Origin of the sequence: Pseudonocardia hispaniensis, assembly GCF_042658695.1 — a bacterium.
GTDB classification, from domain to species: Bacteria; Actinomycetota; Actinomycetes; order Mycobacteriales; family Pseudonocardiaceae; genus Pseudonocardia; species Pseudonocardia hispaniensis.
In genome coordinates, this window is the sequence record NZ_JBHSQW010000044.1 from 68,788 (window position 1) to 83,008 (window position 14,221).

Here is a 14,221-nt window from a genome sequence, read left to right on the forward strand (position 1 = left end):
GCTCGTCGTGCCAACGGTGAGCGGTACCAACAGCACGACTGACGTCTGGGGATCAGATCAATGGCCGAACGTGTCTGGAGCCGGCGCGAGTTCTTCCGACGAACCGCGGTGGCGGGTGCCGTGGTTCTGGGGGGCCCCGCACTGATATCGGCGTGTACGACGACCGGTGGGGGTAGCGGCAGCACCCTGGAGAACGCACGAAGCGCTGGAACGATCAAGGTCGGTATCGCCAACGAGGCGCCCTACGGCTTCACCGACAGCACCGGAAAGGTCACCGGTGAGTCGGTGGAGGTGGGCCGCGCGGTGCTCACGGCGCTGGGCATCAACGAAATCCAGGCCACCACCGTGGAGTTCGGGTCGCTCATCCCCGCGCTCAACGCGCGCCAGTTCGACATGGTCACCGCGGGAATGTTCATCAATCCGGAGCGCTGCGCCAACGCGGCGTTCTCCGCACCCGACTACACCGCCCCGACCGCGTTCCTGGTGCCCGCCGGCAACCCGAAGGGCGTCGCCACCTTCGAGGACATCAGGACCAAGAACCTGCGGCTCGCGGTGCTCAGCGGCGCGGTGGAGCAGGGTTACGCGCAGAACAGCGGCGTGCCCGATAGCCAGATCCAGGTGCTCGACACCCAGAACACGATGCTGCAGGCCATCACGGCGGGCCGGGCCGACGCCGCCGCGCTCACCAACATCTCGCTCAACGACCTGGTGCAGCGCAACCCCGGCGCCGGTGTCGAGGTCACCGAGGGCTTCTTCCCGGTCATCGACGGGAAGGAGGCGATTTCGGCGGGGGCGTTCGTGTTCCGCAAGGGCGACGAGCAGTTCGTCGACGCGTTCAACGTCGAACTGAAGAAGCTGCACGACAGCGGTCGGTGGCTGGAGATCGTCCGGCCGTTCGGGTTCACCGAGGACAACCTGCCGAAACCGGAGGTGACCACCGAACGGCTCTGCTCGGGAGCCTAGGCCGATCATGGAGAACCTGCCGCGGATCGTCGAGGTCCTGCTGGAGGGGTTGCCCGAGACCGTGATCGCCACGCTCGGGGGCATCGCGCTGACGATCGTGCTGTCGCTGGCCGCGGGGCTCGGCCTGCTCTCCCGCCACCGCGCGGTCCGGGTACCGGTACGGATCTACGTCGAGGGATTCCGCGGCACCTCCGAGGTCGTCCAGCTGTTCTGGATCTACTTCGTGCTGCCGGTCCTCGTCGGTATCCAGCTCCTGCCCCTGTTCGCGGGCGTGATCGTGCTGGGGCTCAACCACGGTGCCTACGGCGCGGAGATCGTCCGCGGCGCGGTTCAGTCGGTGCCGAGGGCACAGTACGAGGGCGCGATCGCGCTGAACCTCAGCCCGGCGCAGCGGATGCGCCGGGTGATCCTGCCGCAGGCGGTCGTGGAGATGCTCCCGCCGTTCAACAACCTGTTCATCCAGCTGCTGAAGTCGACCGCGCTGCTCTCGTTCATCGTTGTCGCCGACGTCACCGAGCGCGGCGTGCAGGTCCTGGTGCCCAACTACGGATCCGACATCGTGCTGATCTTCGTGGTGATGTTGCTGATCTATCTCGTGCTGGCGGTGCTCATCACGCTGGTGATGCGGTTGGCCGAGCGGGTGGCGGCGCGCAGGGTCGGGCGACGGCCGTCCGGGCGGGTCCGCGAGACGGCGACGGTACGGGCCCGCTGATGCCGCTCTGGGACTGGAACTACGCCATCTCGATCCTGCCCGAGCTGCTGCGCGCCCTCGTCGTCACGATCGAGATCACGCTGCTCGGCTCGCTGGTTGCGATGCTGCTCGGGCTGCTCATCGCGGTGGTGCGCCGGCTCCGCATCCCGGTGGTCGACCATGTGCTGTGGGCGTTCGTGGAGTTCATCCGGTCCACGCCGTTGCTGGTCCAGGTGTTCTTCCTGTTCTTCGTGCTGCCGCAGTTCGGGATCGTGCTCAGTGCGTTCGTGGTGGGCGTGATCGCGTTGGGCGTGCACTACGCGACCTACACCTCGGAGGTGTACCGTGCCGGCATCGACGCGGTCCCGCCAGGGCAGTGGGAGGCGGCCACCGCGCTCAGCCTGCCGCGGCGGCGCACCTGGACCGGGGTGATCCTGCCGCAGGCCGTTCCCCGGGTGCTGCCGGCGCTGGGCAACTACGTGATCTCCATGTTCAAGGAGGTTCCGCTGTTGCTGGGCATCGGGGTGATCGAGGTGGTCAACAAGGCGAAGGAGATTTCGTCGGAGACATTCCGGGCCACGGAGCCCTACACCATCGCCGGGCTGCTGTTCCTGTTGCTCAGCTACCCGGCCTCGATGCTGGTTCGACGACTGGAGCGCCGCCGTGCCCCCACCTGAGGCAACAATCACCGCCGAACCGATGATTGTCTTCGACGGCGTCGTCAAACGGTTCGGTAGTCATGTCGTGCTCTCCGAGCTGGACTTCACGGTCGCGCCAGGCGAGCACGTAACTCTGATCGGGCCGTCCGGATCGGGTAAGACGACGATCCTGCGGCTGCTCATGACCCTCGAGAAGGTGAACGCCGGGACGATCCATGTGGGCGGCGAGTGCCTCTCGCACATGCGCAGGAACGGCCGGCTCGTGCCGGCCGACGAGAAGCATTCCCGCACGGTGCGACGCCGTATCGGGATGGTGTTCCAGCAGTTCAACCTGTTTCCGAACATGACGGTGCGGGGCAACCTGATCGAGGCGCCGACCCGGGTGCTCGGCCTGTCCAAGGAGGAGGCCAACGCCCGCGCCGTCGACCTGCTGGAGCTCGTCGGGTTGAGCGAGAAGATCGACGCGCACCCGACGCAGCTGTCCGGCGGTCAGCAGCAGCGGGTTGCCATCGCCCGAGCCCTGGCGATGCGGCCCGACGTGCTGCTGCTCGACGAGGTGACCTCGGCGCTGGACCCCGAACTCGTCGCCGGCGTGCTCAAGCTGCTGCACAACATCGCTGAGACCACCGACATCACCATCCTGTGCGTGACCCACGAGATGGGTTTCGCCCGGGACTTCTCGCATCGGGTGATGATGTTCGACGGCGGCCGGGTGATCGAGGACGCACCTCCCGAGGAGCTGTTCACTCAGCCTCAGGAGCAGCGGACCAAGGACTTCCTGCGGGCGGTGCTGGACCGGCACTGACTCCGAGACGGTCTCCTCGCCCGGTCCGAGCGCCCTAGTCGGGCCACACGGCGCGGCGCTTCTCCAGGAACGCCGCCATGCCCTCCTTGGCTCCCGCCGCCTGCGACATCGACGCCATGACCTCGACGGCGATGCCGTAGGCGTCGGCCTCGGGCCGGTCGAGCTGGGCGTAGAGGGTCTGCTTGCCGACGCCCTTGCTCAGCCGGCTGCCTCGGGTTGCTCTGGCGAGCAGCTCATCGACCCGAGCGTCGAGTTCCGCGTCCGGTACCACGTAGTTGATCAGTCCCCATTCGGCGGCGGTGCGGGCGTCGATGGGATCGCCGGTCAGCGCGAGCTCCATGAGCCGCTTGCGGCCGATGTTGCGCGCGACCGGGACAGCCGGGGTGTGGCAGAACCAGCCGCCCTTGCCTCCGGGGAGGGCGAACGCGGCCGACTCCGCCGCAACCGCCAGGTCACAGCTGGCGACGAGCTGGCAACCGGCCGCGGTGGCCAGGGCCTGGACCCGGGCGATGACGACCTGGGGGACCGACTCGATCGTGCGCATCACCTTGGTGCACAGCGTGAGCAGGTCGCGTACGCCGGCGAGATCGCGGGCGGTCACGTCGGCGAAGTCGTGGCCGGCGGAGAACGCCTTGCCTTCGGCGGCGAGCACGATACCGCTCGCGCTGCTGCGCCCCGCGTTCTCGAATGCATCGAGCAGTTCGAGCAGATGGGCCTCGGAGAGCGCATTCCGCCGTTCGGGTCGGTTCATCGTGATCCGCACGATATCGGCGTCGTGCTTGACCAGGAGATTCTCGTAGTCGCCCATGGCCCTTACGGTACGCCTCGGTTCGCGGGCCTCCCGGTCCCCAGGTGACCGTTCGACGGGACGGGTACCCGGGTCCGCGTTGGCGGTCGACCCCGGCGATCTCAGGTGGCACCAGAGCTGCCCGACTCCAGCCCGCCCCGTGAGTGCGTAACAGTGTTCTAACACTGTTACGCACTCACGGCTCAGTAGGACCTGGGCAGACCCAGCGTGTGCTGAGCGATGTAGTTGAGGATCATCTCTCGGCTAACCGGGGCGATGCGGGCGGTACGCACCGCGCCGAGCAGCGTCCCCACGCCGTACTCGACCGACATCCCGTTGCCGCCGTGCGTCTGGACCGAGGCATCGACGGCGTGGATCGCGGCTTCGGCGGCGGCGTACTTGGCGATGTTGGCGGCCTCGCCGGCGGCCGTGTGGTCGCCGGCGTCGTAGAGCCAGGCCGCCCGCATCGTGGCCAACCGCGCCAGCTCGACCTCGATATGCGCCTGGGCCAGCGGATGTGCGATGGCCTGATGGCTGCCGATCGGCGCGCCCCAGACGTTGCGCGACCGGGCGTATTCGGTCCCCTTGCGCAGTGCATAGCGAGCCAGCCCGTTCGAGTAGGCCGCGACCGTGATCCGTTCCGGGTTCAGGCCTGCGAACAGCGCCGTCAGCCCGGCCTCCGCGCCGCCGACCAGCGCGTCGTCCGGGAGCAGGGCGTCGTCGAAGAAGACGGTGAACTGGCGCTCCGGGCTGGTGATCGCCATATCGATCGGCTGGTAGGTCATGCCCGGGGTGCCGGCCGGGACGATGAACATCGCGGGCCGTAGGGCGCCGGCAACATGGCCGTCTCCCGGTGCGTCCGCGAGCCGCGCGACGACCAGCGTCGCGTCGGTCTCGTCGACCCCGGAGATGTAGTACTTGTGCCCGGACAGCAGCCAGCTTCGGCCGTCCGGGCCGCGGCGGGCGGTCGTGCTGATCCGGTGCGAGTTGGAGCCCGCATCCGGCTCGGTGATCGCGAACGACATTCTCGTGCGTCCGGTCGCGAAGCCGGGAAGCCAGCGTTCGCGCTGTTCGGCGGTGCCGGCCGTGGCGATCACGGTCGCCGCGATGGCCGGGGAGACGACGATGAGCAGCAGCGGGCAGCCTGCTGCGGCGATCTCCTCGGCCACGATCGACAGTTCGACCATCCCCGCTCCGCCGCCACCGTACTCGGTGGGGACGGCGAGCCCCAGGTATCCCGCCTCGGCCGCCTCGGCCCACAGTTCGGTCGTCTTCTCCCCGGCCCTGACCTTGGCAAGGAGGTAGTCGTGGCCGTACCCCGCCGCCATCCGAGCCACCGACGAGCGAAGCAACCGCTGCTCGTCGGTCTCACGGAAGTCCACGTCATGCCTCCGGGCTGCCACCTCGATCGGGCGGGCTCGTCGGCAGGATTCCGGGGCGGGAACGGACCGTCAAGACTGCCGGCCGTGGAGCAGCAACAGCAGATAGGCCGCGAGACTCTGCGCGTCGACGATTGTTGACCGCCGCACCATCGCCTCGAACTCGGCGGTGGTGAACCACCGGGTCCGCATGTCCTGCTCGGTGTGCTCGCGCGCAGGCCGTCCCTCGGTCAGCTCGGTGGCCAGGAAGACGTGCGCGCGCTGGCTCGACATCCCCGGCGCCACATCGAGGTCCCCGAGCGGCTCGATCCGGCCCGCTGACAGCCCTGTCTCCTCCCGCAGCTCCCTGGCCGCGAGCGCAACCGGGTCGACCTGGGCCCGGTCCGGCGCGGTACCCATCGGGAACTCCCAGCGGCGCGCCCCGACGGGGTAGCGCAGCTGTTCGACGAGGAGGAACTGGTCGTCCCGGTGGGGAATGACGACCGCCGCTGTCGGTTTATCGATCACGCCGAAGATGCCCTCGGTGCCGTCGGGCCGGCGGATCCCGTCCTCGCGAACGGTCATCCAGGGGTTCGCGTACACCGTGCGGCTACGGATCGTCTCCACGCCCTCTACCGTGCCCTGCCCGCGGGAGCGGTGGTGTCGCGGGGCGAGGTCCGCCGGCGTGGGGAGGTCATCGCGGCCGGATCCCGTCGCTGGAGCCAAGTAGGCTCCGTGCGGTGCGCCTCGTCATCGCTCGCTGCCAGGTCGACTACATCGGCCGTCTCACCGCCCACCTGCCGATGGCGCCCCGGCTGTTGCTCGTGAAGGCCGACGGGTCGGTCTCCGTGCACGCCGACGACCGTGCCTACAAGCCGCTCAACTGGATGAGCCCGCCGTGCTGGCTGGAGGAACAGCCGGGGGTCTGGACGGTGCGCAACAAGGCCGACGAGTCCCTGATCATCACGATCGACGAGGTGCTGCACGACTCGAGCCACACCCTCGGGGTGGATCCGGGGCTGGTGAAGGACGGCGTTGAGGCGCATCTGCAGGAGCTGCTCGCGGCACACCCGGGCGTTCTCGGCGAGGGCTATACGCTCGTCCGCCGCGAGTACATGACCGCCATCGGCCCGGTCGACCTGTTGTGCCGAGACGCGGACGGCCGCAGTGTCGCCATCGAGGTCAAGCGGCGCGGCGAGATCGACGGCGTCGAGCAGCTCACCCGCTATCTCGAACTGATGAATCGCGACCCGCTGCTCGCCCCGGTCACCGGGGTGTTCGCCGCCCAGCAGATCAAGCCGCAGGCGCGGACCCTGGCCGAGGACCGAGGGATCCGCTGCGTCGTTGTCGACTACGACGAGCTGCGCGGGGCGGAGTCCGACGATCTCCGGTTGTTCTGACCGCGGTCGGGTCGTGACGCGGCCGGGGAACCCCCGAACTCATCCGCACCCGTGAGCGCGGAACGGTGTTCGAGCGCTGGTGCGCACGCACGGGGCAGATGTGCAAGGTGTTTCACGCGACATGCGTGGTATGTCGATCGCCCAGGGTGGGAGGATCGCGCGCAGCACATGTCGGCGGGACAGCGGGAGGCAGCGTGTCACGAGAGTTCCGGACAGTCGGTGTCGTCGGGATGGGCACGATGGGTGCCGGAATCGCTGAGGTGTTCGCGCGAAGCGGCCTGCGCGTGATCGTGGCGGAGCTGGACGAGAGCGCGATTGCTCGGGGGCGGGCGCATGTGGAGACCTCCGCCAGGCGGGCCATCGAGCGGGGCAAGATGACCGGCGAGGCCGCCGCCGAGCTGGTCGACCGGATCGTCACGACCACGTCGCTGGCCGATCTGGCCGAGGTCGACCTCGTCGTCGAGGCGGTGCCGGAAAACCTGGAGCTCAAGGCGTCGATCTTCGCCGAGCTCGACAAGGTGGTGCGACCGGACGTCGTCATGGCGTCGAACACCTCGGCGTTGTCGATCACCGAGTTGTCGGTGCGCACCGGGCGGCCCGGCAAGGTCATCGGGATGCACTTCTTCAACCCGGCGCCGGTGCTGAAACTCGTTGAGCTGGTCCGCACCGTCGTCACCGAGCCGGACGTCATCGAGGACCTGCGCGCTTTCACCGAGAGCCTGGGCAAGGTGCCGGTCGTGATCCGTGACCGGGCCGGGTTCATCGCCAACGCGCTGCTGTTCGGCTATCTCAACCATGCCGCGCGGATGTACGAGTCGCAGTACGCCAGCCGGGAGGATCTCGACGCCGCCATGCGTTACGGCTGCGGCTACCCGATGGGTCCGCTGGCGCTGCTGGACCTGATCGGGCTCGACACCGCCTACGAGATCCTCGACACGATGTACCGCCAGTCGCGCAACCAGATGCACGCGCCGACTCCGTTGCTCAAGCAGATGACCACCGCCGGCCTGCTCGGCCGCAAGAGCGGGCGTGGCTTCTACACCTACGAGCAGCCGCATTCGTCGAAGGTCGTGCCGGACTCCGCCACCCCCGTGAGCACCGCTGGGGACGACGTGGCGGTGCGCGATGTCGCGCGCGTCGGCGTCGTCGGCACCGGGACGATGGCCAGCGGGATCGTCGAGGTCCTGGCCAGGGCCGGACTCGATGTCATCGTGCGTGGACGTAGCGACTCCAGGGTCGCGTCGTCGATCTCCGGCATCCGCAAGTCGCTGGACAAGGCCGTCGTGCGCGGCCGGGTCACGGAGCAGGAGCGGGACGCCACGCTCGGCCGGATCACGGGAACGACGCGGCTCGAGGACTTTGCCGATGTCGACCTGGTCGTCGAGGCGATCGCCGAGGAGATCGACCTCAAGCGTGCGGTGTTCGCCGCCCTCGACGAGGTCTGCAAGCCGGGCGCGATCCTCGCGACGACCACGTCGTCGCTTCCGGTGATGGAATGCGCCGCCGCGACCACCCGACCGGCCGACGTCCTCGGCCTGCACTTCTTCAATCCGGCACCGGTGATGAAGCTCGTCGAGGTCGTTTCGACGATCACGACCGCGCCCGACGTGGCCGCCACCGGGCTCGCGCTGTGCGAGCGGCTGGGGAAGGTGCCGGTGTCCTGCCGCGATCGGGCCGGCTTCATCGTCAACGCGCTGCTGTTCCCCTACCTCAACGACGCGGTGAAGATGCTCGAGGCGCACTACGCGACCGTCGACGACATCGACGCCGCGATGAAGACGGGGTGTGCGCTGCCGATGGGGCCGTTCGAGTTGCTCGATGTGGTCGGTCTCGACGTTGCGCTGGCGATCGAGCGGTCGCTGTTCCAGGAGTTCCGCCAGTCCGGGTTCGCTCCCGCGCCCCTGCTCGAGCACCTGGTCACGGCGGGTCGGCTCGGGCGCAAGGTCGGGCACGGTTTCCGCGACTACAACGGGCGCTGACAGAGTTCTGTGCCGTGCCCCGCTCGAACCCGCCCCGCCGCCGACCGCACGTTCCGCTGCGGTCCGCGGCGATCACCCGAACCCACAGCGGTGCCGACGGCGACTGGCTCGTACGCAGTGTGCCCGGCTCAGCCTCGCTGAAGGACTATCGCTGTCCCGGCTGTGACCAGGTGATTCCTGCTGGGACGGGACATGTCGTGGCCTGGCCGGCCGGGGAGTACGGCTCGGTCGAGGACCGCAGGCACTGGCATGCACCGTGCTGGGACGCACGGGAGCGACGGCGGCCGGGGCGTCGTCGCCGGTAGGACATGGCTGTGAGTGCGTAACAGTGTTAGAACACTGTTACGCACTCACAGGGGGGCTTCATCGGGAAGTTCGGCGAGTTCGTTCCCGATGGTGCGGTCGATCACCGCGCGGGCCGTGCCCAACTGCTCCACGATTCGGCTGCGCAACGTCGTCAGCTCGGCCAGCCGACGCTCCGCCTCGCTCACGATCCGGGTGGCCTCGGCCGTGGCCTCGGTGATCTTGCGGCGGGCCTCGGCGTGCGCCTCCTCCTTGACCCGGGCCGCCTCGCGGCGGCCCTCGGCGAGGTGGGCTTCCAGTTCGGCGAGGGCCTCGGTGCGACGGGCGTCCATCGCGAGGACGAAGTCCTCCTCGATCGTCGCCCGCTCGTTCGCGGCCTCCGTCCACAGCCGCGACCGTTCGGCCTGCGCCTCGGCGGCGGCACGGGCCAGCTCGTTCTCGACCTCGGCGCGACGACGCTCGATCGCCTGCTCGGCGGCCTTACGCCGGATCTCCAGCTCGGTGCCTTGGGTGCGGGTCCGCGCGTTCATCTCCTTCGCGCGGGCCTCCGCGTCCGCAATGATCGCGTTGGCCTTCTGCTCAGCCTGACGCAGCCGCGCGGACGTCTCGCTCTCGGTCTGGCTGCGCATGTCCGCAACCTCGTCCTCGGCGAGCCGGAGCATGAACCGTAGCCGCTCGCTCATGCCCTCGACGCTCTGCGGCGGCGCGGACAGCTTGCGGATCTGCAGGCGCAGCGCCTCCGCTCGGCTGCGTTCCTCGTCGAGCTCACGGGCGAGCTGTGCGACCTGGTTGACCGCCGCGTCGCGATCGGCCGTCAGCAGACGGATCTCGGTGTCGAGCCGGCGCAGGTGGCTGTCGACCTGGGCCTGGTCATAGCCCCGTCGAGCGATGGAAAAACCGGCTTCGGACGCGAACGTGTCCAGATTCCCGGTCATGAGCCTCACCGTACCTGCTGGTCCCCGTCGCGACGCGAACGTCGCCGGTGGCGACCCTCACCTCGGCGATTCGGCGGTCCAACCCACGACGGTCAGACACCGCGGAACCGGTTGATCGCCTCGAGGCACCGCCCGCGCTTGCCGGTGTCGGTGACGCCCAGCCCCTCCCGCGGCGCGAGGCAGAGCACGCCGACCTTGCCCTGGTGGGCGTTGTGGTGGACATCGTGCGCGGCCTGACCGGTCTCGGCGAGCGGGTAGACACGCGACAGTGTCGGGTGGATGAGGCCCTTGCTGATGAGCCGGTTGGCCTCCCAGGCCTCGCGATAGTTCGCGAAGTGCGAGCCGACGATCCGCTTGAGGTTCATCCACAGGTAGCGGTTGTCGTACTGATGCTCGTAGCCCGACGTCGAGGCGCAGGTGACGATCGTGCCGCCCTTACGTGCGACGTAGACGCTGGCACCGAAGGTCTCCCGGCCGGGATGTTCGAAGACGATATCGGGGTCGTCGCCGCCGGTCAGCTCGCGGATCTTCGAGCCGAACCGCTTCCACTCCGAGGGGTCCTGGGTCTGCTCGTCCTTCCAGAACTTGTAGCCCTCGGCGTTGCGGTCGATGACGAGCTCGGCACCCATCTTGCGGCAGATCTCCGCCTTCTCCGGGGAGGACACCACGCAGATCGGGGTGGCGCCGCCGTTGAGCGCGAACTGCGTGGCGTATGAGCCGAGCCCACCCGAGGCCCCCCAGATGAGGACGGTGTCGCCCTGCTTCATGTCCGCGCCGTTGCGGGACACGAGCTGCCGATAGGCGGTGGAGTTCACCAGCCCAGGGCTGGCGGCCTCCTCCCAGGTCAGGTGTTCGGGCTTGGGCATGAGCTGGTTCGACTTCACCAGCGCCAGCTCGGCAAGGCCACCGAAGTTCGTCTCGAAGCCCCAGATGCGCTGCTCGGGATCCATCATGGTGTCGGAGTGCCCGTCGGGGCTTTCCAGCTCGACCGAGAGGCAGTGCGCGACGACCCGGTCGCCGGGCTTCCAGGCGTTGACGCCGGGCCCGGTGCGCACGACCACACCTGCCAGGTCGGAGCCCACGACGTGGTACGGCAGGTCGTGCCGGGCCGTGAGCGGCGAAATGCGGCCGTAGCGCCGGAGGAAGCCGAACGTCGGCAACGGCTCGAAGATCGAGGTCCAGACCGTGTTGTAGTTGATGGCGCTGGCCATCACGGCGACGAGCGCCTCACCGGGGCCGAGCTCGGGCGTGGCCACCTCATCGAGATGGAGGCTCTTACGCGGATCCTTCTCCTTCGAGGGGATCCCTTCGAACATGCTCGCGTCCTCGGAGTGAACGGTGACGCCCCGGTAGTGATCCGGGACGGGCAGCCCGCCAACGGCGTCGTACTGCTCGGCGAGAATCGCGTCGAGGATCTCCTGCACGGCCTGCCTCCGATGGCTGAGTCGTGTCCCGTTGCTTGGGATACAAAGTTACCGATCAGTATAGTACTCGGAGTCCGTTTCTCGTGGAGTCGTCGCCCAGCATGGTGACCGACGCCATAACACGCCACTGCCCGTCCGAGATGACTAGTGCGTGGCGGCCCGGGCGGGTTCGACCAGCTCGACCAGGACGCCACCGGCATCCTTGGGGTGGATGAAGTTGATCCGTGAGCCCGCGGTGCCGCGCCGCGGTGCGTCGTAGAGCAGTCGCAGTCCCTTGTCGCGCAGAATCGCGCTCGCCGCGTCGATATCGGTGACCCGGTAGGCCAGCTGCTGGATTCCCGGGCCGTTGCGGTCCAGGAACTTCCCGATCGCCGAATCGGGGCGCAGCGGAGCCAGAAGCTGGATCTGCGCTCCCGGGTCGCCCGGGGCAGAGAGCATGGCCTCGCGGACGCCCTGCTCCTCGTTGGTCTCCGTGTGCGTGGCCATCAGCCCGAGGGTGTCGGCGTACCATGCGATTGCCTGGTCGAGGTCGGCGACCGCGATACCGACGTGGTCGACTGCGGTGACAAGAGCACCCAACGTCTTCGGATCAGTTGTCATGGGTGAGAAATGTAATCGCGGCACAGCGTGTCCGGACTCTCACTCTGTCGGCCTTCGCCGGGGGGTCGAGGTGAGGATCTCGAAGGTATCGTCAATCCATCGCCCGCCATCACTTATTGCTGGAGGCCTGTTGTGTCCGGATCCGTCATAGTGGCCGGAGCTCGTACCCCGATGGGGCGGCTTCTCGGCTCGCTCAAGAACTTCTCCGGTGCGCAGCTCGGCGGTGTCGCCATCAAAGCGGCGCTCGAGCGGGCCGGCGTCGCGCCTGAACAGGTCGAGTATGTGATCATGGGGCAGGTCCTCACGGCCGGCGCGGGGCAGATTCCCGCACGCCAGGCCGCCGCGGCGGCCGGCATTCCGATGGACGTCCCCGCGTTGACCATCAACAAGGTCTGTCTGTCCGGAATCGACGCCATTGCGCTCGCCGACCAGCTCATCCGCGCCGGCGAGTTCGAGATCGTCGTGGCCGGTGGCCAGGAATCGATGACCCAGGCACCTCACCTGCTCAGCAAGTCCCGCGAAGGCATCAAGTTCGGCGATGTGAGCCTGCAGGACCACATGTCCTTCGACGGGCTGTTCTGCGCGTTCGACCAGGTCGCGATGGGTGCGTCCACCGAGAAGTACAACAGCCGCTACGAGATCACCCGGGCCGAGCAGGACGAGTTCGCGGCCCGCTCGCACCAGCGGGCCGCGGCGGCCACCGCGAACGGGATCCTCGCCGAGGAGATCGCGCCGGTGGAGATCCCGCAGCGCCGGGGCGAGCCGCTCGTCGTCGACACCGACGAAGGCATCCGTGGTGAGACGACAGCCGAGAGCCTCGCTGCGCTGCGCCCGGCGTTCGCGTCCGACGGCACGATCACCGCCGGCTCCTCGTCGCAGATCTCCGACGGTGCCGCCGCCGTCGTCGTGATGAGCAAGGCGAAGGCCGAGGAGCTGGGCCTGAGCTGGCTCGCCGAGATCGGCGCGCACGGCGTGGTCGCGGGCCCGGACGCCAGCCTGCACGAGCAGCCGGCGAACGCGATCGTCAAGGCGTGCGCGAAGGAGGGCATCTCGCCCGCCGACCTCGACCTGGCCGAGATCAACGAGGCGTTCGCCGCCGTCTCCGTCGTATCGTCGCGCAAGCTGGGCCTCAGCGCGGACAAGGTCAACGTCAACGGCGGTGCCATCGCGCTGGGACACCCGCTCGGGATGTCGGGTGCTCGCATCGTCCTGCACCTCGCGCTGGAGCTGCGGCGTCGCGGGGGCGGGACCGGCGCCGCCGCGCTGTGCGGTGGCGGTGGTCAGGGCGATGCCCTGATCATTCGGGTCCCTGCGAGCGCTTAGCCCGCCGACCGGACGGATCCCCATGACACTGCGGCTCGATCCGGTCGATCTCGTCGCCCGGGCCCGGCGCGGTGAGGCTCGCGCGGTCGCGCGGCTGATCTCGATGGTGGAGAACGCCAGCCCGCAGCTGCGCGAGGTCGCCGCCGCGCTCGCGCCGTACACCGGCCGCGCGCAGGTGGTCGGCCTGACCGGGGCGCCGGGCGTCGGGAAATCGACCTCGACGTCCGCGTTGGTCGCCGCGCTGCGCCGGCAGCACAAGAGGGTCGGGGTGCTGGCGGTCGACCCGTCCTCGCCGTTCTCCGGCGGCGCCCTGCTGGGGGATCGGGTCCGGATGGGTGAGCACGCCACCGACGACGGCGTGTTCATCCGGTCCATGGCGACCCGCGGCCAGCTCGGTGGTCTCGCGTGGTCGACGCCGCAGGCGTTGCGCGTGCTCGACGCCGCCGGATGCGATGTGGTGCTCGTCGAGACGGTCGGCGTCGGCCAGTCCGAGGTCGACGTGGTCTCCCTCGCCGATACGACGATCGTGTTGCTCGCACCCGGAATGGGCGACGGGGTGCAGGCCGCGAAGGCCGGAATTCTCGAGATCGCGGACATCTTCGTGGTCAACAAGGCGGACCGGGACGGCGCCGCCCAGACCGCTCGGGACCTCAGGTACATGGTCTCGCTGGGGGACCGCCGCAACGGTGACGGCGACATCTGGACCCCGCCGATCGTGCGGACGGTCGCGTCCCGCGGCGAGGGGGTCGACGAGGTGGTCGCGGCCGTCGACGCCCACCGGGCATGGCTCGATCGCTCCGGCGAACGGGACCGCCGGCGCCTGCAGCGCGCCGAGTCCGAGATACAGGCGATCGCGCTCGAGCAGGTGCGCGCCCGGCTCGGTGATGTCCGGGGCGCCATCGGGCTGCCGGAGCTGGCGAAGCGAGTGGCGGCCGGCGACATCGACCCGTACCGCGCGTCCGACGAGCTGCTCGACGGGATGGCCGGAGCCTGA

The 14,221-nt window shown here is 69.0% G+C and carries 15 protein-coding genes; 9 read left to right on the forward strand and 6 right to left on the reverse strand.

The features are described from left to right. Positions 1-60: 60 nt before the first annotated feature. Genes ehuB through ehuA form a run of 4 tightly spaced genes read left to right on the forward strand, consistent with a single transcriptional unit; the run spans position 61 to position 3,118 of the window. Positions 61-963: an ectoine/hydroxyectoine ABC transporter substrate-binding protein EhuB gene (ehuB, locus tag ACFQE5_RS20535; protein ID WP_379587347.1), complete on the forward strand. Its 903-nt coding sequence runs from the start codon at positions 61-63 to the stop codon at positions 961-963. A gap of 7 nt (positions 964-970) precedes the next feature. Beyond that, the gene (gene ehuC, locus ACFQE5_RS20540; protein ID WP_379587348.1) at positions 971-1,675 is read left to right on the forward strand and encodes an ectoine/hydroxyectoine ABC transporter permease subunit EhuC; all 705 of its coding nucleotides are present in this window, start codon (positions 971-973) and stop codon (positions 1,673-1,675) included. After that, a complete protein-coding gene (gene ehuD / locus ACFQE5_RS20545) occupies positions 1,675-2,331 on the forward strand; it encodes an ectoine/hydroxyectoine ABC transporter permease subunit EhuD (protein WP_379587349.1) in 657 nt (218 codons plus the stop codon). Before ehuC ends, ehuD begins: the two co-directional genes overlap by 1 nt. 22 nt (positions 2,332-2,353) lie before the next feature. Next, positions 2,354-3,118: an ectoine/hydroxyectoine ABC transporter ATP-binding protein EhuA gene (gene ehuA / locus ACFQE5_RS20550; protein ID WP_379587350.1), complete on the forward strand. Its 765-nt coding sequence runs from the start codon at positions 2,354-2,356 to the stop codon at positions 3,116-3,118. Between the two features lie 34 nt (positions 3,119-3,152). Here ehuA and ACFQE5_RS20555 read toward each other — a convergent pair whose 3' ends face one another. From ACFQE5_RS20555 to ACFQE5_RS20565, 3 genes are all read right to left on the reverse strand, one after another. Next, entirely contained in the window at positions 3,153-3,926 is a 774-nt protein-coding gene (locus tag ACFQE5_RS20555) for an enoyl-CoA hydratase-related protein (RefSeq protein WP_379587351.1), read from the reverse strand. 182 nt (positions 3,927-4,108) lie between these two features. Continuing rightward, complete coding sequence (locus ACFQE5_RS20560; protein WP_379587352.1) at positions 4,109-5,287, reverse strand: acyl-CoA dehydrogenase family protein; 1,179 nt, start codon at positions 5,285-5,287, stop codon at positions 4,109-4,111. 69 nt (positions 5,288-5,356) lie between these two features. Beyond that, complete coding sequence (locus ACFQE5_RS20565; RefSeq protein WP_379587353.1) at positions 5,357-5,890, reverse strand: NUDIX domain-containing protein; 534 nt, start codon at positions 5,888-5,890, stop codon at positions 5,357-5,359. Positions 5,891-6,003: 113 nt separating this feature from the next. Between ACFQE5_RS20565 and nucS the strand changes: the two genes are divergently transcribed. The 3 genes from nucS (at position 6,004) to ACFQE5_RS20580 (ending at position 8,947) form a co-directional block, all read left to right on the forward strand. Further along, a complete protein-coding gene (gene nucS / locus ACFQE5_RS20570; protein WP_379587354.1) occupies positions 6,004-6,663 on the forward strand; it encodes an endonuclease NucS in 660 nt (219 codons plus the stop codon). Positions 6,664-6,857: 194 nt separating this feature from the next. Continuing rightward, positions 6,858-8,642 (forward strand): 3-hydroxyacyl-CoA dehydrogenase family protein, encoded by a 1,785-nt coding sequence (locus ACFQE5_RS20575; protein WP_379587355.1) that lies wholly within the window; start codon positions 6,858-6,860, stop codon positions 8,640-8,642. A gap of 14 nt (positions 8,643-8,656) precedes the next feature. After that, positions 8,657-8,947: a hypothetical protein gene (locus ACFQE5_RS20580; protein ID WP_379587357.1), complete on the forward strand. Its 291-nt coding sequence runs from the start codon at positions 8,657-8,659 to the stop codon at positions 8,945-8,947. A gap of 45 nt (positions 8,948-8,992) precedes the next feature. On the opposite strand, the gene ACFQE5_RS20585 is transcribed toward ACFQE5_RS20580, so the two are convergent. The 3 genes from ACFQE5_RS20585 to mce all read right to left on the reverse strand — a co-directional run bounded on the left by ACFQE5_RS20585 (position 8,993) and on the right by mce (position 11,904). Continuing rightward, positions 8,993-9,880: a hypothetical protein gene (locus ACFQE5_RS20585; protein ID WP_379587358.1), complete on the reverse strand. Its 888-nt coding sequence runs from the start codon at positions 9,878-9,880 to the stop codon at positions 8,993-8,995. A 92-nt stretch (positions 9,881-9,972) separates the two neighbouring features. After that, positions 9,973-11,304 (reverse strand): crotonyl-CoA carboxylase/reductase, encoded by a 1,332-nt coding sequence (gene ccrA, locus ACFQE5_RS20590; protein WP_379587360.1) that lies wholly within the window; start codon positions 11,302-11,304, stop codon positions 9,973-9,975. 144 nt (positions 11,305-11,448) lie between these two features. Further along, a complete protein-coding gene (gene mce / locus ACFQE5_RS20595) occupies positions 11,449-11,904 on the reverse strand; it encodes a methylmalonyl-CoA epimerase (RefSeq protein WP_379587361.1) in 456 nt (151 codons plus the stop codon). A 132-nt stretch (positions 11,905-12,036) separates the two neighbouring features. On the opposite strand from mce, the gene ACFQE5_RS20600 reads away from it, so the two are divergent. After that, on the forward strand, positions 12,037-13,227 hold the full coding sequence (locus ACFQE5_RS20600; RefSeq protein WP_379587363.1) for an acetyl-CoA C-acetyltransferase: 1,191 nt from the start codon (positions 12,037-12,039) through the stop codon (positions 13,225-13,227). Between the two features lie 22 nt (positions 13,228-13,249). Continuing rightward, positions 13,250-14,221, forward strand: a complete 972-nt coding sequence (gene meaB, locus ACFQE5_RS20605; protein WP_379587364.1) for a methylmalonyl Co-A mutase-associated GTPase MeaB — start codon at positions 13,250-13,252, stop codon at positions 14,219-14,221.

Bases quoted from the DNA above. Each gene is read 5' to 3' on its own strand.
- ehuB (WP_379587347.1), top strand. From the start codon at position 61: ATGGCCGAACGTGTCTGGAGCCGGCGCGAGTTCTTCCGACGAACCGCG.
- ehuC (WP_379587348.1), top strand. From the start codon at position 971: ATGGAGAACCTGCCGCGGATCGTCGAGGTCCTGCTGGAGGGGTTGCCC.
- ehuD (WP_379587349.1), top strand. From the start codon at position 1,675: ATGCCGCTCTGGGACTGGAACTACGCCATCTCGATCCTGCCCGAGCTG.
- ehuA (WP_379587350.1), top strand. From the start codon at position 2,354: ATGATTGTCTTCGACGGCGTCGTCAAACGGTTCGGTAGTCATGTCGTG.
- ACFQE5_RS20555 (WP_379587351.1), bottom strand. From the start codon at position 3,926: ATGGGCGACTACGAGAATCTCCTGGTCAAGCACGACGCCGATATCGTG.
- ACFQE5_RS20585 (WP_379587358.1), bottom strand. From the start codon at position 9,880: ATGACCGGGAATCTGGACACGTTCGCGTCCGAAGCCGGTTTTTCCATC.
- mce (WP_379587361.1), bottom strand. From the start codon at position 11,904: ATGACAACTGATCCGAAGACGTTGGGTGCTCTTGTCACCGCAGTCGAC.
- meaB (WP_379587364.1), top strand. From the start codon at position 13,250: ATGACACTGCGGCTCGATCCGGTCGATCTCGTCGCCCGGGCCCGGCGC.